The 19,983-nt window shown below is 60.1% G+C and carries 23 protein-coding genes and 1 pseudogene; 18 read left to right on the top strand and 6 right to left on the bottom strand.

The genetic code is table 11. The annotated features are described in order from the left end of the window. Positions 1–184: 184 nt before the first annotated feature. On the top strand, positions 185–1,279 hold the full coding sequence (locus AC1RLZ_RS09950) for an HD-GYP domain-containing protein (RefSeq protein ID WP_493188513.1): 1,095 nt from the start codon (positions 185–187) through the stop codon (positions 1,277–1,279). 12 nt (positions 1,280–1,291) lie between these two features. Here the strand turns inward: AC1RLZ_RS09950 and AC1RLZ_RS09955 are convergent, their stop codons facing one another. Then, positions 1,292–2,887, bottom strand: coding sequence for an AMP-binding protein (locus AC1RLZ_RS09955; RefSeq protein WP_493188514.1), 1,596 nt, complete (start codon positions 2,885–2,887; stop codon positions 1,292–1,294). A gap of 121 nt (positions 2,888–3,008) precedes the next feature. Continuing rightward, positions 3,009–3,210: pseudogene (locus tag AC1RLZ_RS09960) on the bottom strand (VOC family protein). Between the two features lie 155 nt (positions 3,211–3,365). On the opposite strand from AC1RLZ_RS09960, the gene AC1RLZ_RS09965 reads away from it, so the two are divergent. Together AC1RLZ_RS09965 and AC1RLZ_RS09970 are read left to right on the top strand one after the other, a co-directional pair. Continuing rightward, positions 3,366–4,355 carry a Bug family tripartite tricarboxylate transporter substrate binding protein gene (locus AC1RLZ_RS09965; RefSeq protein WP_493188515.1) on the top strand — a complete coding sequence of 330 codons (990 nt, stop codon included), beginning with the start codon at positions 3,366–3,368 and terminating at the stop codon, positions 4,353–4,355. A 154-nt stretch (positions 4,356–4,509) separates the two neighbouring features. Further along, complete coding sequence (locus tag AC1RLZ_RS09970) at positions 4,510–4,770, top strand: DUF3551 domain-containing protein (protein ID WP_371420336.1); 261 nt, start codon at positions 4,510–4,512, stop codon at positions 4,768–4,770. A gap of 24 nt (positions 4,771–4,794) precedes the next feature. On the opposite strand, the gene AC1RLZ_RS09975 is transcribed toward AC1RLZ_RS09970, so the two are convergent. After that, on the bottom strand, positions 4,795–5,475 hold the full coding sequence (locus tag AC1RLZ_RS09975; protein WP_371420335.1) for a spermidine synthase: 681 nt from the start codon (positions 5,473–5,475) through the stop codon (positions 4,795–4,797). 374 nt (positions 5,476–5,849) lie between these two features. On the opposite strand from AC1RLZ_RS09975, the gene AC1RLZ_RS09980 reads away from it, so the two are divergent. Together AC1RLZ_RS09980 and hutH are read left to right on the top strand one after the other, a co-directional pair. Beyond that, positions 5,850–6,179, top strand: coding sequence for a GCG_CRPN prefix-to-repeats domain-containing protein (locus AC1RLZ_RS09980; protein WP_493188516.1), 330 nt, complete (start codon positions 5,850–5,852; stop codon positions 6,177–6,179). A 161-nt stretch (positions 6,180–6,340) separates the two neighbouring features. Continuing rightward, positions 6,341–7,867, top strand: a complete 1,527-nt coding sequence (hutH, locus tag AC1RLZ_RS09985; protein ID WP_493188517.1) for a histidine ammonia-lyase — start codon at positions 6,341–6,343, stop codon at positions 7,865–7,867. A 15-nt stretch (positions 7,868–7,882) separates the two neighbouring features. On the opposite strand, the gene fliI is transcribed toward hutH, so the two are convergent. Genes fliI through AC1RLZ_RS10000 form a run of 3 tightly spaced genes read right to left on the bottom strand, consistent with a single transcriptional unit; the run spans position 7,883 to position 10,797 of the window. Then, positions 7,883–9,214, bottom strand: coding sequence for a flagellar protein export ATPase FliI (gene fliI, locus AC1RLZ_RS09990; protein WP_493188518.1), 1,332 nt, complete (start codon positions 9,212–9,214; stop codon positions 7,883–7,885). 28 nt (positions 9,215–9,242) lie between these two features. Continuing rightward, on the bottom strand, positions 9,243–10,013 hold the full coding sequence (gene flgF, locus AC1RLZ_RS09995) for a flagellar basal-body rod protein FlgF (protein WP_493188519.1): 771 nt from the start codon (positions 10,011–10,013) through the stop codon (positions 9,243–9,245). A 1-nt stretch (position 10,014) separates the two neighbouring features. Continuing rightward, complete coding sequence (locus AC1RLZ_RS10000; RefSeq protein ID WP_493188520.1) at positions 10,015–10,797, bottom strand: DUF1217 domain-containing protein; 783 nt, start codon at positions 10,795–10,797, stop codon at positions 10,015–10,017. A 155-nt stretch (positions 10,798–10,952) separates the two neighbouring features. Here AC1RLZ_RS10000 and motA point away from each other — a divergent pair, with 155 nt between their 5' ends. The 13 genes from motA to AC1RLZ_RS10065 all read left to right on the top strand — a co-directional run bounded on the left by motA (position 10,953) and on the right by AC1RLZ_RS10065 (position 19,980). Further along, positions 10,953–11,858: a flagellar motor stator protein MotA gene (gene motA / locus AC1RLZ_RS10005; RefSeq protein ID WP_493188685.1), complete on the top strand. Its 906-nt coding sequence runs from the start codon at positions 10,953–10,955 to the stop codon at positions 11,856–11,858. Then, the gene (locus tag AC1RLZ_RS10010) at positions 11,858–12,793 is read left to right on the top strand and encodes a FliM/FliN family flagellar motor switch protein (RefSeq protein ID WP_371420330.1); all 936 of its coding nucleotides are present in this window, start codon (positions 11,858–11,860) and stop codon (positions 12,791–12,793) included. Before motA ends, AC1RLZ_RS10010 begins: the two co-directional genes overlap by 1 nt. Beyond that, entirely contained in the window at positions 12,774–13,058 is a 285-nt protein-coding gene (locus AC1RLZ_RS10015) for a hypothetical protein (protein WP_371420329.1), read from the top strand. The genes AC1RLZ_RS10010 and AC1RLZ_RS10015 overlap by 20 nt, the downstream gene beginning before the upstream one ends. Positions 13,059–13,091: 33 nt before the next feature. Then, positions 13,092–13,484 (top strand): flagellar motor switch protein FliN, encoded by a 393-nt coding sequence (fliN, locus tag AC1RLZ_RS10020; RefSeq protein WP_493188521.1) that lies wholly within the window; start codon positions 13,092–13,094, stop codon positions 13,482–13,484. A 27-nt stretch (positions 13,485–13,511) separates the two neighbouring features. Next, entirely contained in the window at positions 13,512–14,549 is a 1,038-nt protein-coding gene (locus AC1RLZ_RS10025) for a flagellar motor switch protein FliG (RefSeq protein ID WP_493188522.1), read from the top strand. 12 nt (positions 14,550–14,561) lie between these two features. Further along, a complete protein-coding gene (gene flhB, locus AC1RLZ_RS10030; RefSeq protein ID WP_371420326.1) occupies positions 14,562–15,638 on the top strand; it encodes a flagellar biosynthesis protein FlhB in 1,077 nt (358 codons plus the stop codon). A 91-nt stretch (positions 15,639–15,729) separates the two neighbouring features. Then, positions 15,730–16,107 carry a flagellar basal body rod protein FlgB gene (flgB, locus tag AC1RLZ_RS10035; RefSeq protein WP_493188523.1) on the top strand — a complete coding sequence of 126 codons (378 nt, stop codon included), beginning with the start codon at positions 15,730–15,732 and terminating at the stop codon, positions 16,105–16,107. A gap of 11 nt (positions 16,108–16,118) precedes the next feature. Next, complete coding sequence (flgC, locus tag AC1RLZ_RS10040) at positions 16,119–16,535, top strand: flagellar basal body rod protein FlgC (RefSeq protein WP_371420324.1); 417 nt, start codon at positions 16,119–16,121, stop codon at positions 16,533–16,535. A gap of 2 nt (positions 16,536–16,537) precedes the next feature. Continuing rightward, on the top strand, positions 16,538–16,858 hold the full coding sequence (gene fliE / locus AC1RLZ_RS10045) for a flagellar hook-basal body complex protein FliE (RefSeq protein WP_493188524.1): 321 nt from the start codon (positions 16,538–16,540) through the stop codon (positions 16,856–16,858). A 9-nt stretch (positions 16,859–16,867) separates the two neighbouring features. Further along, a complete protein-coding gene (gene flgG, locus AC1RLZ_RS10050) occupies positions 16,868–17,656 on the top strand; it encodes a flagellar basal-body rod protein FlgG (protein ID WP_493188525.1) in 789 nt (262 codons plus the stop codon). Between the two features lie 25 nt (positions 17,657–17,681). Continuing rightward, complete coding sequence (flgA, locus tag AC1RLZ_RS10055; protein WP_493188526.1) at positions 17,682–18,158, top strand: flagellar basal body P-ring formation chaperone FlgA; 477 nt, start codon at positions 17,682–17,684, stop codon at positions 18,156–18,158. Next, positions 18,158–19,258, top strand: a complete 1,101-nt coding sequence (gene flgI / locus AC1RLZ_RS10060; RefSeq protein ID WP_371420415.1) for a flagellar basal body P-ring protein FlgI — start codon at positions 18,158–18,160, stop codon at positions 19,256–19,258. The genes flgA and flgI overlap by 1 nt, the downstream gene beginning before the upstream one ends. Positions 19,259–19,323: 65 nt before the next feature. After that, a complete protein-coding gene (locus AC1RLZ_RS10065) occupies positions 19,324–19,980 on the top strand; it encodes a MotE family protein (protein ID WP_371420320.1) in 657 nt (218 codons plus the stop codon). Positions 19,981–19,983 lie beyond the last annotated feature (3 nt).

Consider the following 19,983-nt stretch of genomic DNA (forward strand, 5'->3'; position numbering starts at 1 on the left):
GCAAGGTGGGATTGCTTAAAGTTTTCACGAAATCCCTAACCCGCGGATAGTGCTATCCGCGGGAATGAAACCCTCCGGGGGCCAATCAGGAAGCATTAACAATACCCCTTAAGCTTCGGGAACCCTGTTCCGAAGTATGTATGTCCCTGCTTGCGGCCCGTTCGCCGCAATAGATCGAGGGCATATGACCGCTTCAGTCAAACAATCGCCGGCGCGCCGCCGACTGCTTCTGGCATCGGACCGCAGCGATAGCAGCAGCGAACTCGTCGATATCCTGCAGAAGGTCGGCGAAGTCGACGTTGTCCAAACGTCAGCCATTCCGGAGACGCCGCCCAGCGAGCTGTCGGGTATCGTGGTCGATATCAATCTGCGTTCGGCAGAGGCCGTGCAGCGCGTGCGCAACAAACTGCGCCATAAATCCTATGAAGCGATACCGCGCCTGTTTGTGCTGGCCGACTCGCTGCATCATGGATCGATGCAGGCTTGGGCGCTTGGCGCCACCGATACGATCGCGCGGCCGTTCGATGCGCGTGGTGTCATGCAGCGCATCCGGGCCGCATTCCCGAACCCGCATGACGAGGACTTCTCGACCCGCGGCAAGGCGCTGAATCGCGGCGTCGAGGCGGCGCATGCGGTAATGGTCAAGATCTTCGAGAAATTGCCCGCCGGTGTGCCGCTCACTTTCAACGACGTGATGCAGGCGGAGAACCAGATTCTGAAGGCCATCAAGCGCACGTCGCTGCGCGAATGGCTGGCCGCGGTCGGCCGTCATCACAATCACAGCTATCGCCACTGCCTGTTCGTGACTGGTTTCGCCGTGGCCTTTGCGCAGCATCTCGGCATGCGCGACGAAGACCAGCGCCGTCTCACGCGCGCCGCTCTCGTCCATGACGTGGGCAAGGCGTTTATACCGGTGTCGATCCTGGACAAGCCGGGCAAGCTCACCGAGGAAGAGACGCTCGAAATCCGCAAGCATCCGCGTCTCGGTTTCGAAGCGCTGGTTGCGCAGGGCAGCTTCCCGCGCGAGATGCTCGACGTCGTGCTGCATCACCACGAATTTCTGGATGGCAGCGGCTACCCCGATGCGCTGGCCGGCGATCAGATCAGCGACATCGTTCGCCTTATGACCATCGTCGACATCCACGCGGCTCTGGTGGAGCGGCGTGCCTATCGCATGGCCTTCACGCATGCCAAGGCGTTCGAGATCATGGAGCAGATGGGCGATAAGATCGACCAGCAACTGCTACAGGTGTTCCGCCCGGTGGCGCTCGGCGCATAAGCGCCGTTCGCCTCAGGCCAGCAGCTTGCGCAGCTCGGCCTTGGCGACCTTTTCCAGCGTCGAGCGCGGCATCTCGTCCACGAAGTGGATTTCGCGCGGCACCTTGAAATCCGCCAGCCCGCTCTTGCAGGCCGCCATGACATTCTCACGCAGTGCTGGTGGTGCCTGCGCCACGCCGCCATGTGGGATGATGAAAACCACAGGTACTTCATCCAGCATCGGATGTTTCTTGCCGACGACGGCAGCTTCGCGCACGCCCGGGACGGTGATGACGACCTGTTCGATCTCCGATGCAGCGACATTCTCGCCGCCAACTTTCAGCATGTCCTTGGCGCGGTCGCCGAACTTGATGTAGCCACGTTCCAGCAATGTGACGCGATCACCGGTGATGAAGAAGCCGTGGGGGTCGAAACTGTCTGTGGTCGCGGCCTCGTTGTGGAGATATTCTTTAAAGAGCGACAGGCCGGGGATGCCCTTGATGGTCAGGTTGCCGGTCTCGCCCACCGCAGTCGGCGTGCCGTCGTCATTGCTGACCCGAATGCCGTATTCGGTTGCGGCGCGGCCGATGGCCATAGGCGTATTGGGCTGATCGACCTCGCCGATGATGCCGTGGGTGATGGTCTCGGTCATGCCCCACCAGCCGATGATCTTGACGCCGAATTTGGCGAAGGCCGGCGGTTCGCAGAACGACGCGCCCCAGAGGCGGAACGTATGCTGTTTTGGTACCTCGTGTTCGAGCAGCGCCTTCATGCAGAACGGGATGGTCGAGAGCCAGGTCGCGCGATGCTCGGCGGCAACGGACCAGAACCGGCGCGCGGAGAAGCGCGGTTGGAGCACGATGGAAGCGCCGACCCACAGCGTTGCCAGCATCGAATAGGCCAGCGCATTGGTGTGGAACAGCGGCAGATAGGTCATATGCGTGTCGAACCCATGCAGGTCCTGATGCGCGGCGTTCACCTTGCCGCCCCACAGAGCGTTGGCGTGGGTCCACAGCACCGCCTTCGGCCGCGATGTGGTGCCCGACGTATATTGCACGCTGCAATGCGCCCAGGGATCGACGGGGCGGCGCGGTCGGTCGGCACTATCGGCGAACAGTGCCTCGAAACGCTCGGCTTTGCCGGCAGCATGGCCATCGGCCGGCGCGCCGGCATTGTTTGAGGTCACCGCCATCCAGCGTAGCTTGCGGCAATTGGCGGCGACGAGTTCGGCATAGGATGGCTGCGTGATCGCGGCGACGGCGCCGCAGTGATCGGCGAAATATTCGATCTCGGCGGCCGACGAGCGGGTATTGGTGGTCACTGCGATGGCACCGAGCTCGACGCAAGCGAACCAGGCCAGCAGCATCTCGACGCAATTATCGAGATGGATCAGCACATAGTCGCCCTGGACGATGCCGCGTTTGGCAAGGCCTGCGGAAAGTGCGCCGACGCGATCATGAAATTCGCCATAGGTCCATGGCCGCGCGGGCGCGTCGAATGGCGACCAGATAATGAAGGGGTGGTCGCGCCGCGTCTCGGCACGCATGCGCAGCAGCCACGGCACATCCATGCCGTCAAACGGACCGATCGAACCGGGAATCATGGCGGGATTCGTGGTGGGCTTGGGCATGCATCCTCCGCTGAAAGCCGCTGGAGGGACCGCTTGCGCGGGGCGGCCTTCTTATTTTTGTTTTTGCGGAGAATGTTGTGCCATCGACGCCGGCGCGGCGCAAACCTCCACGCGTAACGGGTCAGTCTATTTCGTAAGGCGAAATTTCAATCAGGCTGCCATCGGGATCCCGGCAATAGACCGAGCGCAAGGTGCAGCGCGCGCTGACCGGGATCGAACGCCTTCACCTCCATGCCCAGCACGCGTTGATACCAGGTGGCAGAACGCTGGACGTCAGCGACGTTGAGGACGAGATGATCGAGGGCCGTGACCGTGAGGGCCATCGAACGGTCCAGCGCTTTGCCTTGACGTTTCTTTGGGCCGGTGCCGCAGGTGTGTCGCACTGGTCGATAGTTGAATTGTTTGGTAGATACGGCCGTTGTCAATTCAACACACGCTGACCGCGCACAAAGTCGCGGCAGCCGGAGGGAATAAAATTATGGCTTCACGTCGTGCCGCGATCGGTCTGATTGCGCTTGGCTTTTCTGCTTTTGCTGCAACCGCTGTCGTTCCTGTCAGCTCGGCGCTGGCCTTGGACTATCCGACGCGGCCGGTTCGCTTTGTCGTCGGTTATCCTGCCGGCGGTGCAACCGATATTCTGGCCCGCCTGATCGGACAGAAGCTGTCCGAGCGAACCGGCCAACAATTCGTCGTCGAGAACAAGCCGGGCGCCGGCAACAATATCGGCACTGAATCCGTCGTGAATGCGGAGCCTGATGGCTACACGATCCTGCTGGTCAATCCGGCGAACTACATCAACGCCACGCTTTATGGGAAGCTGAGCTTCAACTTCGTGCGCGACATCGCGCCTGTCGCCGCCTTCCATCGCACCGCCAATGTGATGACCGTCAACAAGGACATCACGGCTAAGACCGTCGGAGAATTCATCGCCTATGTGAAGGCCAATCCGGGCAAGGTGAACATGGCGTCGTCGGGTAACGGCACCTCGGTGCATCTGTCCGGCGAGATGTTCATGATGCTGTCGGGCGCCAAGATGCAGCATGTTCCCTATCGCGGTGCTGCGCCAGCGATTACCGACATGCTTGGCGGTCAGGTCCAGGTGATCTTCGACAACATGCCGTCAATCATCCAGCATATCCGCTCGGGCAGCCTTCGTGCGCTGGCGGTGACGACCACCGAGAAGTCATCGTTGTTGCCCGATGTGCCGACCGTTGCGGAAACCGTGCCGGGCTATGAGGCCAGCGCTTTGTTCGGCATGGGTGCGCCGAAGAAGACTCCGCCGGAGATCATCGCCAAGCTCAACGCCGACGTAAATGCGGTGCTGGCTGATCCTGCGGTCAAGGCCAAGCTGATTGATCTCGGCGGCGAGCCGCTGATCGGGCCGCCGGAAGCCTTCGGCAAGATGATCGTCGCGGAAACCGAGAAATGGGAGAAAGTGGTCAAGGCCGCTGGCCTCAAGGTTGAATGAACCCATGCGATGCTATGGTGTCTAACCCTCGTGATTGCGCCAGTATAGGTGCGTGATCACGAGACCGGGATGTACCGGAGCCTGCGGGAACGATCATCCGCAGGCTCTGTTGCTTTCTGGAGAGTCATAGGACCGCTGTCGCGGAGGAGAGAACATGATGCGTAATCTGATGCTGGCTGCGCTGGCCGTTGGCTGTGTTTCGGGCACGGCTTCGAGCCCTGCAGCCGCCGCTCCGGCCTATCCCTATTGCATCCAGTCGCAGGCCTTCGGGACCGATTGCTCCTATCCGAGCTATGAGGCGTGCCAGGCGACCGCATCGGGCCGCGGGGTCGATTGCATCGTCAATCCGCGTCTGGCCTTCAGCCCTCAGCCTTATGGCGAACCGCGCCGCAGTCGGCGTTCGGTTGCCTATTAAGACCCATCTTCATCGCGACGACGGTTATGTTTTTGGCTTCGTCGCCAGCCAGATGACATGACGGGCGCCACCGCGTGTGCCCGTGGCGCGGATCTTGATTTCCTCGGCATTGAAGCCTGCCTTGCCGAGGAGTGCCGTGAATTTGTCATATGGAAATGACGACCAGACGGCCAACACCCCGCCCGGACTGAGCGCGGCCTGGGCCGCGCGCAACCCTTTCAGGTCATAGAGGGCATCATTCGATTTTCGCGTCAGGCCTTCGGGTCCGTTATCGACGTCGAGCAGGATCGCATCATACTTGCCGCGCGCGCCGGCGATGGCTTTAACGACATCGCCTTCGACAATCTCCACACGCGGATCATTCAGGCTGTCGCCAGACAGCTCGGCCATTGGGCCACGCGCCCAGGCGACGATCGCGGGCACCAGCTCGACCACGGTAATCTTCGCCTTCGGGCCAAGCACCTTTAGCGCAGCGCGCAATGTAAAGCCCATGCCATAACCGCCGATCAAAAGCCGCGGCGCTTTCATGTCCTTGAGGCGAAAGCAGGTGAGCGTCGCCAGCGCTTCTTCGGAGCCGAACAGCCGGCTGCTCATCAATTCGTTCTGGCCGAGCTTGATCGTGAACTCGTGCCCGCGCTGCATCAGGCGCAGCGGCACGCCGCCACCGGGTACTTCGGTCGTATCGATCAGTTTCCAGGGAAGCACGGGTATCTTTCATCAAGCGATTGCACGGCGGCCGGTGGTAGCGCGAGAATCGAGCTCCACGCAACCCGGCTCTCATGCGAAGGCCTTGCGGCAATTGAAATAGGTGGCACCGCAGGGCTTTCGATAGCAGCGCGCGATCAGACGTAGAGCTCCGGTCTCCGGGGCAAGCACTCCGCCCTAGCTCCGCTTGTCGCTTTTTAACGGGCGGATAACTAACCGAACGAGTTGTGCAGCCACATCGGGAGAACGGAATTGCAACCGGTATCCCGTGCTTCTAAGCAAAATGAAGACCAGCGCAGCGTCAGGTTGCGCATCGCGCGGCAACGCGAAGGGCTTTCGTCGGGGCCAATCTTCAATTCATCCAGAGGAATAGAATGGCTAAAATTCCGCACATGATGGCGGCAGGTCTCGTTGCCATGTTCATTGTCTCGACGCAGGCAAGTGCTGCGCCGATGATGGGCCAGAGCATCGTTGTCGACGTGCACGTGATCCCGGTTGCGGGTGGCTGTGGTCCGAATGGCTGGCGTGGTCCCTATGGTGGCTGCCGTTATACACCTTACTACGGCCCGCTCCCGGGCGGCTATTATCAGGAAGCTCCCGTGATGGGTAACGGCTGCCCTCCCGGTTACTGGCGCGGTCCGTGGGGGCACTGTCGCAACATGGCTTATCTCGGCAACCAGCCGGGCGGTGGCTGGAAGCCATAAGCCAAGCGTGGCACTGCGTCGCACGTCGCAGCGCACGATCCGACTGTCGATCTGCTGAAAGGCCAGTCGCAGGGCTGGCCGTTTTGTTGCGTGCAGACGTTGAAGCGCAGCGTTGAATGTGGTGCCTTGTGCCCATCAACTGATGGCCTGGAGGCACTTTTATGACAATGCGGTTCACACCGGGTGCGGTGACACTGGCGGACTGGCGGTCGATCTATCGGGGTGCAGTACCAGTCCTTGATGAGAGCTGTATTCCCCGCATCAATGCCAGCGTTGACGCCGTTGTCCGGATCGTCGCCAAGGGCGAACCCGTCTATGGCATCAATACGGGCTTCGGAAAGCTTGCACATGTCGGCATAGAGGCCGAAAGCATCACGGCTCTCCAGAAAAATATCGTGCTGTCGCATTGCGTGGGCGTCGGCGACCCGGCGCCAGCGCCGGTGGTGCGGCTGATGATGTGCCTCAAGCTTGCGAGTCTGGCGCAGGGTTTCTCTGGCGTCCGCATGGAGACCGTCCAGTTGCTCAGCGCCATGATTGCGCATGGCATCACGCCCATCGTGCCCGCGCAGGGATCGGTCGGCGCCTCCGGCGATCTGGCCCCGCTCGCGCATATGGCGTCGGTCATGATCGGTGTCGGCGAGGCGCTGACGAATTTCGGGCGATTGCCGGCAACGGAGGCGCTCGCCAGTGCCGGTCTGCAGCCGATCGAGCTGCAGGCCAAGGAAGGACTGGCGCTGCTGAACGGCACACAGTTCTCGACGGCCTATGCACTTGCGGGATTGTTCGAGGCTGAAATCCTCTTCAAGACCGCCATCGTCAGCGGCGCCCTCTCGACCGATGCCGCGCGAGGCTCGGATACGCCGTTCGATCCACGCATCCATCAACTGCGCAAGCATGAAGGGCAGATCGTATCGGCCCAGGCATTGAAGGAACTTCTTGCCGGCAGCGCGATTCGCGAATCGCACCGTACCGGCGACGTGCGCGTTCAGGATCCTTATTGCCTCCGCTGTCAGCCTCAGGTGATGGGCGCGGCGCTGGACGTTTTGCGGCAGGCGGCCACTACGCTGCTGACCGAGGCGAATGGCGTCTCTGACAATCCTCTGGTCTTTGCCGACGACGATGTCGCGATCTCCGGTGGCAATTTTCATGCTGCACCGGTTGCGTTTGCGGCGGATATGATGGCGCTTGCGATCTGTGAGATCGGATCGATTTCAGAGCGGCGGATCGCCATGCTGGTGGACCCGGCACTCTCCGGTGTGCCGGCGTTCCTGACACCGAAGCCGGGACTCAATTCCGGCTTCATGATCGCTCAGGTCACTGCCGCAGCGCTGGTGTCGGAGAACAAGCAGCGCGCCTATCCGGCCAGCGTCGATTCGATTCCGACATCGGCCAACCAGGAAGATCATGTCTCCATGGCTGCCCATGCGGCGCGCCGGCTGCTGCCGATGATCGAGAATGCAATGGCCGTCATTGCCATCGAGCTGCTGGCGGGCGCGCAAGGCTGCGATTTTCATGCGCCGCTCAAGTCCAGCGATCGCCTCGAAGGTGTTCGCGAACGTATCCGGGCCGAAGTCGCCCATCTCGACGAGGACCGATATTTTCACGACGATATCCAGAAATCGCTTCGACTCGTGCGATCCGGCGCAATCGTCGCGGCGGCGAATCTCGAATCGATCCCGGGTGTCTAGAGCGCGGGAGGGTGGTTACCCGATCGCAGTCTTGATCACGCTCAGCAATTCCTGGAACGGCTCGGCGCAGGACGGGTCGATCGGATGCTGTTGCAGCACGTCGTAGATCTTGGGCACCAGTTGAACGGCCTGGTCCAGCTCGCTGTCACGGCCGGGCTGATAGCCGCCCATCAGGCGAAGGTCGCGGGTGTCCTCGAAACGCGCGATCATGGCACGCAGCTTCCGGACTAGATTGGCTTCCTCCGGCGACCATACGTGCTGACCGAGGCGCGAGACTGATGAGAGCACATTGACGGCGGGATACCGGCCCTGATCGGCGACGTCGCGATCCAGCATGATGTGCCCATCCAGCGTACCGCGCACTGTATCGGCCACAGGCTCGTTGTGATCGTCACCATCAACCAGTACGGCGAAGACGCCGGTAATGGAGCCCTGGCCTTCGAGGCCCGGTCCCGAACGCTCGAGGAGGCGTGGGAGTTCGCTGAACACGCTCGGCGCATAGCCGCGTGCGATCGCCGGCTCGCCGGTGGCGAGTGCGACTTCGCGCAATGCATGGGCGAAGCGGGTCACCGAATCGACAATCAGCAGCACCGACTCGCCGCGATCGCGGAAATATTCGGCGATGGTCATCGCCGTCTTCGGCGCCAGCCGCCTCATCATCGGGCTCTCGTCACTGGTTGAGACCACAGTGATGGCGCGCGATTTGTGATGGACCAGCGATTCTTCGAGAAATTCACGGACTTCGCGGCCACGCTCGCCGACGAGTGCAGTGACGACAGCGTCGAAGCCGGACCCGCGTGCCAGCATCGAGAGCAGCGTGGTTTTGCCGACGCCGGAGCCGGCAAAGACGCCGATGCGCTGGCCGATGCAAAGCGGTGTGAAGAGGTCCACCACCCGCACGCCGGTGCGAAGTGGTTTGCTGACGCGCGAGCGGCTCATCGCCGGCGGAGGATTTGCATCGGTCTGCATCTCGCGCTCGCCGACCGGCATATCGCCGGCGCCGTCCAGTGGCTCGCCGAGCGCATTGATGACGCGGCCTTTCCAGGACGGATGCGGCGACAGTGTCTTGGGAGGCATTCGGAAAGCGGGAACGCCGAGGCCTGCGGCGAAGTGCGAGTCGAACGGCTTGGCCGTTACACCGTCATTGTCGATTCGCACGACCTCACCGAGATGAACCCGCTTGTCGATCTCCAGTCCGATCAGCTCGCCGAGCTTGACGTATCGCGACAGGCCCGACACACGGAAATGCGTCGGCGTGACCTCGGACACCATGCCGCCGACACGCACGGTCGGTACGTCCCTGCGCAGGGTTGCGATGGTCGATTCGAGTTTTTCAAGCGCGTTCATCGAGCTCTCCCGCCGGTCACATCAGGCATCAGGCCTTCGGGTCGCCCAGCGTACGAATGGCGTTTTGCATTGTGCCTTCCGAATTATCGATCAATGAGCTGACGCTCTGGAACGTGCGTTGCGCGGTCATCATCTGCGTGAGTTCTGTCAGAGGGTCCACATTCGATCCCTCGACATAGCCTTGCTGAAAGCCGACCGTGACGAAATCGAGCGCAGCGGTCGCCGGCCTGTTGGGGATCACGCCCGATGTTCCGAACCGCTCCAGCTTTGCGTCCGGTGCGATGTCGAACAGGCCAAGCTGACCGACCTGGATCCGGCCCTGCGAAATGGTGCCGTCGCGCACAATCGTGAGCGGGCCCGCATCGGGATCGACGATGATCGGCGTGCCGCCCGAATCCAGCACGGGATAGCCGGTGAGGGTCTGAAGCTGCCCATTGATGTCGATCTGCATGCGGCCGTCGCGCGTATAGACCGTGCCGTTCGGGCCAGCAAATGCCATCCACGTCGTGTGGCCGGGGTCGGTGCCGCCGGGATAGGCGGCCATGCTGTTTCCGGTGACCGCGACGTCCAGCGTATTCCCGGTCTGGGTAATGGCGCCTTCCTTGCGCGAGATGAAGTTCTCGCCCGGCGAGGAAAAAGCGACCGCCTGCGTCGCTGCGCGCGACATCGCAGTCTCGAATTTCACAGCGTCAGCACGAAATGCGGCCGTTTTCATATTCGCCATATTGTTCGCGATGGTTTCGAGCCGCTTTTCGAGCGAGACCTGGGCAGAGAGGCTGACATAGAGTGCTGATTGCATTTTATCGTCCGATTTTCAGATTCTGCAGGCTGGTCAGCACATCCGTGCTGAGACCCATTTCGAGCGGCTGTGTGATGAAGATGCTTGAAGCCGGCTGCGTGGTGGACGTTCCGTTCTCCATCTCCCACATCACCGAAAAACGCTGCAGGAATTTCTGCAATTTTTCCGGGGTCTGGAAATCCGTGATGTCGATTTTCGCGCCGAGCATGTTCGCCTGTTTGTCGACATCCGCCATCGAGGTCATCGATGACACACCAAGCGCGATCTGGGCGACCTTGAGTAGCGCTGGATCTGCCAGAATCTGATAGATGCTGGTGATCTTGGGTGCCTTGGGCTCGAAATAAAGTGCCAGGCGAACGCCTTCATTCTGCGATCCAGCGTCTTCCTCAAGCTGCTGTCGAACGTATTTCTCGACGACTCCGACTTGTGCGGCGGTCGTGCTTGTCGCCTGCTCACCCAGCTTGGCGAAGTCGAATGCGGTGGCGAATTCGCGGTAGCGGGCGTCGGAAAGCTTGTTGGCGAACGTGGTCGAGCTGGCGACACCTTCCGTGAGAACCTTGCGCATGAAGGCCTTGGCATAGGTCATGTCGCTCAGCCCATAGGCCTTCATGGCATAGCTGAACAGGCGATAGTCACCGATGAATTCGTCGATCGTCTTCACATCGCGGATGTGTGACAGGTAGTATTCCGTGTCCTTCGACACGTCCGGCTTCTCCATCGTCTGCTGCAACGATTTGACGATATTCTTGGAGATCAGCTGGTAGCTTGCGATTGTCGAGACCATCGGCAGTGGGTTCCCCAGTCTGCGGGCGCATGCGGCGAGACTGGCCTCAAACTCCCCGGACAAGCTTGCGCGGGGCTGGCCGCCGCAGGCCGATGTCAGCCTCGTGCAAGCATCGTTGCCTAAGTGAGTCGCATCCTCAATCTGGAGCGGTGCGCTTGAGTATTCTCTTTGGTGTCATCATCACACTCGCCAGTCTGATCGGCGGCTTCACCGCGATGGGCGGGCATCTCAGCGTGATATGGCAGCCCTGGGAGTTCGTCATCATTATGGGGATGTCGCTGGGTACCTATGTCATCGCGAATCCCTGGAAAACCGTGGTCGACACCGGTCGCGCTACCGTGCAGGCACTGACGGTAGCGGTGCCAAAGCAGCGTCACTACCTTGATCTGTTGGGGCTTTTGCATTCGTTGATGCGTGAAGTGCGGAACAAGGGCCGTAACGAGGTGGAGGCTCATATCGACGATCCTCCGTCGTCTGAAATTTTTACCGCTTTCCCGACAGTGCTCGCCAACGAGCCGCTCACCCACTTCATTTGCGACTACTTCCGTCTGATTATCATGGGGAGCGCTCGGCCGCACGAGATCGAAGCGCTGATGGACGAAGAGATCGAGACCATCATCCGCAGCAAGATGAAGCCGTATGGCTCGCTGATGATGGTGGCCGAAGGGCTGCCGGCGCTTGGCATCGTCGCTGCTGTGCTCGGCGTCATCAAGGCGATGGGTGCACTCGATCAGTCCCCGAAACTGCTCGGTGGCTTTATCGGTGCCGCGCTGGTTGGCACGTTTGCGGGCATCTTCCTGTCTTACGGACTCGTCGCGCCGCTGGCCCACAAGATCAAGATGGTGCGTGAGCAGCGCGCCCGGATGTATGTGATCGTCAAGCAGTCGCTGCTGGCCTTCATGAATGGGGCATTGCCACAGATCGCGATCGAACATGGTCGCAAGATGATCGGCCCTGGCGAGCGCCCGTCGATCGACGTCGTCGAAAGCGAAACTATCTCAGGCGGTGCTGCAAAAGCGGCACCTGCTGAACCCTCGGCGAAAGCGGGAGCGCGGGCCTGATGTCAGACGTTAAGTCAGGCCGTGTAGATCAAGGATCGGATCAACTTCTAGGGGCCGCCGGAATTTCCGTCGAACGCATGCCGATGCTGCATGTGATTTTCGACCAGATGACAAATCTTTGCGCCGAAAGCCTGCGATCCATGTCGCCGTCGCAGTCGTATTTCTCGCTGAGCAGCGTGGGCAGCGATCGCCTCTCCGATATCCTCGATCGCTATGAGGGCGAAGCAATTGCCGCTGTGTTCTACGCGCAAGCATGGGATGCGCGCATCCTCATCGGCTTCGATCGCGATTTCGTTTACACCATGATCGAGCTCCTGTTCGGCGCCGATGGTGCGGAGCCGCCGCTGGATATGCCGCGGGTATTCTCGAATGTGGAACTGCATGTCGCGCAGGCGCTGTTCGAGCGCTTCGGCAAAGCGTTGCAAGCGTCGTTCGACCGTGCCTCCGACGTGACGTTCAACCTGGAGCGCGTCGAGACGCGCATGGATTACCTCGCGATTGGCCGCCTCAACAATATGGCTGTATGCGCCAAGATCCTGTTGCAAGGTCTCGATCGCGGCGGCGAGATGTTCATCGTCATTCCGCATGCAGCGCTCAATCCGATCCGTCAGGCGCTGTCCCAGATCGTATCCGGTGAGTCGGCGTCCACCGATCCGAACTGGAGCCGTCAGCTGCATAGCGAGATCAAACGGACCGAAGTCGTTCTGAAGGCGGTTCTTGAAGAACGGCAGTTCACCCTTGGCGAAGTCGCCAAGTTTCATGTCGGCCAGGTGCTCAAGCTCAACGCCACGCCGGACACCATGGTTCGTCTCGAATGCAATGATCAACGCCTGTTCTGGTGTCAGCTCGGCCAGATGAACGGTGTCTATTCACTGCAGGTCAAGGAATCGGCCGACCAAAAACGGGAATTTATCGATGGTATCCTCGCTCGTTGACATCATCCTTTTCGCAGCCCTGCTCTTCACGAGCATTCGCGTCACCAAGATGCATCGCGAGCTCGTGAAGTTGCGCGCGCATCAGGGCGAGTTCACCACTGTGGTCGTCAAGACCAATGAAACGGTGGACGACATGGTGCTGATGGTACGCGAATTCAGTTCGGACGGAAGGCAGATGGTCCAGGCGCTCGGTGACAAGATCGACGAGGCGCGCAAGGCGATCGCGGAGATCGATACTCGCACAGCGGCGCAAAATCCGGCTTAGGCCAATATCTGAATTTTCAAGAAGGCAGGGGATATGAAGCAATCATTCGATATCGATCCGGTAAGCGCCGCTACGGCTACCGACGCGCTGAAGACTGACGGCGCGTCGTTCGGCAAACTGGCAGATCTCGCGGGTCGCGCTGCCGAGGAGACAAGTCGGCTGGCGAATCTCGAGCCGATCCTGCGCATTCCGGTTACGGTGCAGGTATTGCTCGGTTCGGCGACTATGCCGGTCGCGGATCTGATGAAGCTCGGCCGTGGCGCGGTGATCCCGCTCGATCACCGTGTTGGCGAGCCCGTCGAAGTGGTCGTCAACGGACGCATCGTCGCGCGCGGCGCGGTCGTGGTCGTGGAAGATGAAAATTCGCGTTTCGGTGTATCGCTGACGGAAATCGTCGGAGGAGCGTCCGGGGATTCGGACGCTTAAAGAGACTTTCCCAAAGAGATACTCCTCATGGCATTCAATGCACCTGCTAAGCGCGCCGGCACCAGCGTCAAACCGCTGGGTGGCACCGAGAAAGCGGCAGCTCTTCTGCTGGCCATGGGGCGCGAGCTCTCGGGCGGCCTGCTCCGGGAGTTCGATCCCGAAGAGATCAAACTGGTCACGCGCGCTGCGGCCGAGCTCAAACCCATCTCGGGACCGGAGCTCGAGACCATCATCGAGGAATTCGCCCAGAATTTCTCGGAAGGTCCGAATATCTTCGGCACCGTCGGTGAGTTGGAGAAGCTGCTGACCGGCGTGCTGCCGCCGGAACAGATTACTGACATCATCTCCGAAGTTCTGGGCAATAAGACGAAGTCGGTGTGGGAACGCATCTCGCTTGTTTCGGAAAGTCTGCTGGCCAACTATCTCCTCAAGGAGCACCCGCAAACGGCGGCATTGATTCTCTCGCGCGTAAAACCGGCTTGTGCTGCCCGCGTGATGAGCCATCTGCCATCGGATATCCGTCACGACCTGATGCGACGCATGCTCAGCCTCAAGCCCGTTGTCGAGGATGCCATGAGCATTATCGAGAAAACGATGCACGAAGACTTCATGATCAACTTCGCCCGCAACCTGGCGTCCGATACCTATCCGCGCATGGCTGATATCATCAACAAGATGGAGCGGACGCAAATGGAAGAGTCGCTGAAGAATCTCACCGAGTCGCGGCCGAAGTCGGCCGAGATTCTGAAGGGTATGCTGTTTACCTTCGACGACATCGTCAATCTCACGGCCAAGGCGCGCATGCTGATCTTCGATCAGGTGCCAACAGACCGTGTGGTGATGGCGCTCAAGGGATCGGATACGACATTCCGCGAGCTCATTCTGTCGTCGCTTGCCTCGCGCACCCGTCGTCTGGTGGACCACGAACTGGCAAACGGTATCCCCGCGAATCAGCGCGAAATCCTGGATGCGCGGCGCGCCATTACCGACCTTGCGCTCGATATGGCCGGACGCGGCGAAATTGAACTCAATCCCGATCAAGAAGATCAGCCGGTATTCACCTGAAGATAGAGCATTGTGTCTGACGAACCCGACAAGGACAGTAAAACCGAAGAGGCGACAGAGAAGAAGGTTCGTGATTCCGTCGAGAAGGGTCAGATCCCGGTCTCGCGCGAAGCGCCGATTTTCGCCTCCATGCTCGCGCTATTGATTATTCAAAGTTTTCTGACCACCGACAATGTCAGAAAACTGACGTTCACTTTAACCCGATTGATCGACGATCCGTCGGGTATCCGCATCCGCAATGGGACGGATGCTATTGGGTTGCTCTCCGCGGTCGGTATGAGTGCGGCGGGACTGGTTATTCCGATTGTTATCGTCCTGATGCTGGCCGGGCTGGCGTCATCTTTCCTGCAGAACGCGCCGCGCATTGTGTTCGATCGCATCCAGCCGGATGCTTCGCGCATTTCGATCGCGAAGGGGTGGGGCAGGATCTTCGGCGCGCAGGGACGTGTGGAATTCGGAAAGTCGGTCTTCAAGTTCGTCGCTATCAGTCTGGTCGTGATGATCGTCTTGCGGGCTGAGGAGGCCGTGGCCGTGAATGCATTGTTTAGCGATCCGGCGGCTGTTCCGGAATTGGTGTTGACGACGGCAATGCGACTTGTCTCCGCCATCAGCATTGCGACCATTGTCCTGGTGTCGCTCGATCTTGTCTGGGCCCGCTTCCATTGGCGGCGCGAGTTGCGCATGACAAAGCAGGAGATCAAGGACGAGTTCAAGCAGGCCGAAGGCGATCCGATCGTCAAATCGCGGCTGCGTTCGCTGGCGCGCGATCGCGCGCGCAAGTCGATGCTGGCGGCCGTGCCACGTGCCACGCTGGTGATCGCGAATCCGACGCATTACGCGATTGCGTTGAAGTACAAGCAGGGCGAAGACGCTGCGCCGACGGTGCTTGCAAAGGGACAGGATCTGATCGCGCTGAAAATCAGGGAAATTGCCGAGAAGAATGGTGTCCCAGTGGTGGAAGACAAGATGCTGGCGCGCTCAATGTATGATGTCGCGTATATCGACAAGATGATTCCATCGGAGTTCTTCCGCCCTGTCGCAGAAATCATCTATTTCCTGCATTCGCGCAAACAGAAGACGAATGCGTAAGTTCCGTGCATGTCGTGATGCGCATCTCCAGCCTCGGACAAGTTTCCATTCGTAAACCATGATGAAGGAATCATGTTTGTCTGGGGGATAAGTGGGACCCGTCTATCTCTTCGATGTTGCCTCGTCGCATGAGCGCTGGCTGTCGCTGCGGCAATCCGCAATCTCGTCGAATGTCGCCAATGCGAACACGCCGGGCTATCGCGCGCAGGACATTGAGCCATTCAACAAGATCATTGGATCCAAGGTTGTTCCCGTGACGGTGACCTCACCGGCGCACATTACGACCGGTTCATCGGTGGAGGCCCAGGGCATGCGCAAGGAAAAAAGCTGGGAAACCGTGCACTCCGGAAATTCCGTCAGCCTCGAGCAGGAAATGCTGAAGGCCGGCGATATCAATCGCGACTATTCGTTGAATACGGCGATCGTCAAATCGTTTCATCGCATGTTCATGACAAGCATGAAGACCTGAGGGAGGTGACAATGATCGACCCATTGCAGGCGTCCGTTCAGATCGCGAGCTCCGGCCTCGAGGCGCAGTCGACCCGCCTGCGAGTCGTGTCGGAAAACCTTGCCAATGCCAATTCGACGGGGCGTACGCCCGGCTCGGATCCGTATCGTCGCAAGACCACGACCTTCACGGCCGAGATGGATCGTGCTGCGGGCGTGCGGATGGTCAAGGTCAAGGATATCGGAACCGATCAGGCGCCCTTCCGCGTGGATTACGAACCAGGCCACCCGGCTGCCGACTCTACCGGCTATGTGAGGCTGCCCAATGTCAATTCGCTGATCGAAATGGGCGATATGCGGGAAACCAATCGATCCTTCGAGGCTAACCTTCAAGTCATCAAACAGGTGAGATCCATGGTGTCGATGACCATCGATCTCTTGAGGAGCTAACAATGCTTGAAGCGGTATCCTCAGTCATCAGCAGTGCTGGCGAGCTCGCCAAAACCAGCCAGGTCGTCAATTCAGCGACGCCCGCAACCCAGCCTGGTGCGTCCACCGTCGGGTTCAATAACGTTCTCGAACAAGTCGCAGCCGATGCCATAGGCTCGATGAAGGCCGGCGAAGCCGCGTCGATCCAGTCCATCCACGGCAAGCTCTCGGCACAGAAGGTGGTCGAGGCGGTCATGTCTGCTGAGCGGTCATTGCAGATGGCTGTCGCCGTCCGCGACAAGGTCGTTCAGGCGTATCAAGAAGTCAGCCGAATGGCGATTTGAGGTTCAATCATGAGAGCTCTGGCCATTGCTGCCACCGGTATGGGCGCGCAGCAACTCAATGTCGAAGTGATCGCGAACAATATCGCGAACATCAATACGACTTCGTATAAGCGCTCCCGCGCGGAGTTCACCGATCTGTTCTATCAGATCGACCGTGCGCAGGGCGTGCCCAACCGAAGCGGTGAAGGTGCAGTGCCCGAAGGAGCAAAGCTCGGTCTCGGCGTGCGTTCTGCTGCCGTGAGGAAGCTGCATCTGCAAGGTGCAATGGCGCAGACCGGCAATACCTATGACCTTGCCATCAATGGCCGCGGCTGGTTCCAGATCGCCGGCCCTAATGGTGAGACGCTTTACACCCGCGCCGGTGCATTCAATGTGAATGAAAACCGCCAGCTCGTGACGCCGGACGGCTATCTCGTAACGCCAGCGATCATCGTTCCCCAGAATGCGGTGGACGTCACTGTCAACGAGTCGGGCCAGGTCTTCGCGAAGGTCGACGGAAACGTTGCGCCTGTTCAGCTCGGCCAGCTGTCGCTCGCGAACTTCTCCAATGAATCCGGTCTGGATCCGCTGGGCGGCAATCTCTATCGCGAGACGGTCTCGTCCGGCGTGCCGGTTGTCGGCTTTGCGGGGGATGTCGGCTACGGCAAGCTGCATCAGCATTATCTCGAGAGCTCGAACGTTGACCCAGTGAAGGAAATTACCGAACTGATCTCGGCGCAGCGCTCCTATGAGATGAATTCGAAGGTCATCCAGGCAGCTGACGAGATGGCTTCGACCATCTCCAAGGGCTTGCGGTAAATCCACAGAACGGGATGTCGGCCTGATGCGCGCAGTCACCATCGTCATCCGCTGGCTCGCGAGCTTCGCGCTCGCGGCCGGCATCGCCGGCGTCGCAAATGCCGCGGAAGATGCCGTCCGCTATCCCGTGCCGGCGACGGCGATCTATCCCGGTGATGTCATCAGGGATGAGATGATCATGGATCGCAACTTCGCCCCCAATATCCAGGGGGCAAGTGCGTTCATCAATGACCGAGCGTCACTCGTTGGCCGAATCGCACGTCGTACGCTGTTGGCGGGGCACCTGATTCCGATCAACGGGCTCGAGGATCTGAAGGCCGTCACCCGCGGTGCTGTGGTGAAGGTGCTCGTCGAGGATGATGGGCTCATTATCGTCACCTATGCAACGTCCCTGCAGTCAGGCAATCCTGGCATGCTGGTACAGCTTCGCAATCTAGACACCGGCGTGACCATTCGGGGCATCGTCCAGCAGGACGGATCAGTACGGATTCAGAACGGATGATGCTGCGTATCTTTTGCGGTCTCCTGCTTGCGCTTTCCATCTCGGCGGCGGATGCCGCTGTGCGCGTGAAGGACATCGCCAATCTGAAGGGGGTGCGCGAGAATCAGATCCTGGGCTATGGCCTTGTGATCGGCCTTAAGGGGACCGGTGACACGTTGCGCAACGCGCCGTTCACCGAGCAGTCGTTGCAGTCGATGCTCGACAATATGGGCATCAATATCCGGGGAACCTCGTTGCGCACGCGCAATGTTGCAGCTGTCGTTGTGACGGCTGACCTGCCGCCGTTCGTCGCGGGTGGTTCGCGGATCGACGTCGCGATTTCGTCGCTTGGCGACGCGTCATCCCTGCTTGGCGGAACGCTGGTGATGACGCAATTGCGCGGTGCCGATGGCGAAACCTATGCCGTTGCGCAAGGCGCCATCGCTGTAGGTGGCTACAACGTCGAAGGCGCGGCTCAAACGCTCAGCCAGGGTGTGGCCACGGCTGGCCGTATCCCAAATGGCGCGTTGATCGAACGTGAGGTCAAAGGGCGTTTCAGCGAGATGGAATCGCTCATTCTTGAGTTAAAGAATCCGGATTTTGTTACCGCAACGCGCATCATGGATGCGATCAACGCCCATAGTAGCGGCCGTTACCAGAAGGTCGTGGCGTTCGAGCGCGATTATCGTACCATCGTGCTGTCACGACCACGTTCGACTGCGCCGGTGCGGTTTATCGCCGAAATCGAGGAGCTGCTGGTCGAGCCGGATACACCGGCCCGCGTGGTGGTCGATGAGCGTACGGGAACGGTGGTCATCGGTCGCAATGTGCAGATTTCGACGGTCGCGGTGACCCATGGCAATTTGTCAGTGAGAATTACCGAGGCTCCGATCGTGTCGCAACCATCGCCCTTTGCACGGCGCGGCGAGACTGTGGTGGTGCCGCAGACCTTCATCGAAGCGAATGAGCCGGGCGCCAAAATCGCCATTCTGCGTGGTGCGGACTTGCAGCGCCTGGTGCGTGGTCTCAATCAGATCGGCCTCAAACCGCAGGGAATCATCGCGATCCTGCAGGCGATCAAGGCCGCCGGTGCGCTGCAGGCGGAACTCGTCATCCAGTAAGCCCGGGTCAGCGTCACGCAAGCCAAAGCGTGCAACGCTCGCTCAGCTGAATCACGAGAACACGAATGGCGCGCGTCGTAAGTCGATCAATCAAGTCTCTTCTGCTGGTCGGCATGGTGATGTCGGCGCCGGCACTCGCCGTGCCCGAGCAGAAGCTGTCGAAGCCGCTCAATCTCGGCGAATTTGCAAAGACGCCGCAAGTTGCGCGCCCCCGCCCGGCGGTCAACAAGCAAGATCCAGTTGCGCGTCCGCCTGCCGATTCGGCGCTGGTCACGGGCGCAATCGACAAGAAGGATAGCGCAGCCGCGAGTTCCCAGGAATCCGACGTCGCGCGTTTCTGCAGCAACATCGCAGACCAGGCGCTCGATGCGCGTGTGGCGTGGCAGCAGAAAGAGTTGGAAGCGACGGAATCCAAGCTGAAGCTGCGTATTGCCGAACTTGAGGCCAAGCGCGCCGAGTATGAGGAATGGCTGAAGTTGCGCGAGGAGTTCCTCAAAAAGGCGGAAGACAGCGTCGTCGAGATCTACTCGCGCATGAATCCGGAAGCCGCGGCACAGCAGATCGCCAGCATGGCTGACGACACGGCAGCGGCTGTTCTCGCCAAGCTGCGCGTTCGCGTCGCCAGCGCGATTCTCAATGAAATGGAACCGGCTCGTGGCGCGCATCTCGCCGACACGCTCGCTGGGATGCGTCGCACCGACGACGGGAAAGCCAAGAAATGATCT

It is taken from the genome of Tardiphaga sp. GW822-FHT04G09, assembly GCF_058800725.1.